Origin of the sequence: Streptosporangium amethystogenes, from assembly GCF_000721075.1 — a bacterium.
GTDB lineage: Bacteria > Actinomycetota > Actinomycetes > Streptosporangiales > Streptosporangiaceae > Streptosporangium > Streptosporangium amethystogenes.
The window spans coordinates 1-539 of record NZ_JOEQ01000161.1; the positions used below are offsets into that span (position 1 = coordinate 1).

1 pseudogene is annotated in these 539 nt (G+C 66.4%); it reads left to right on the plus strand.

The window, feature by feature from the left end:
- Positions 1–41 precede the first annotated feature (41 nt).
- Positions 42–539, plus strand: a pseudogene (locus tag IG98_RS55115) (DDE-type integrase/transposase/recombinase); the annotation flags it as partial.

Here is a 539-nt window from a genome sequence, read left to right on the forward strand (position 1 = left end):
TTCTTGAAAAAAGCGGCCGCCTTCTTCGCGGCCGAGAATCGATGACGCTCCCCAAGTTCGAGCTGATCGATGCGGAGAAGGCCCACCACACGATCGTCAACATGTGCGCCTGGCTGGAGGTGTCCCGGTCGGGCTACTACGAGTGGCGTGAGCGGCCGGCCTCGGCCACCGCGCAACGCCGCACCCTGCTGGCCACGCTGGTCGCGGAGATCTTCGGCGGCTCGACGTGTGTTCCGGCCCACCACCACCGTGCGGGGCGACTTTCGCGGCATCCCCGACCTGGTCCGGCGCGACTTCACGGCCGAGCGGCCGGGCACCAAACTCGTCGGCGACATCACCTACATCCCGACCTGGGAGGGCTTTGTATATCTGGCCACCGTCATCGACTGCCACAGCAAGGCGGTCCTGGGCTGGTCGATGACCGCGGCTCGAACTACACCTCAGAGGAGTTCGACCGGTTCCTGACCGGCCTGCGGGTCCGCCACTCGGTCGGCCGCACCGGAGTCTGCTACGACAACGCGATGGCCGAGTCGTTCTTC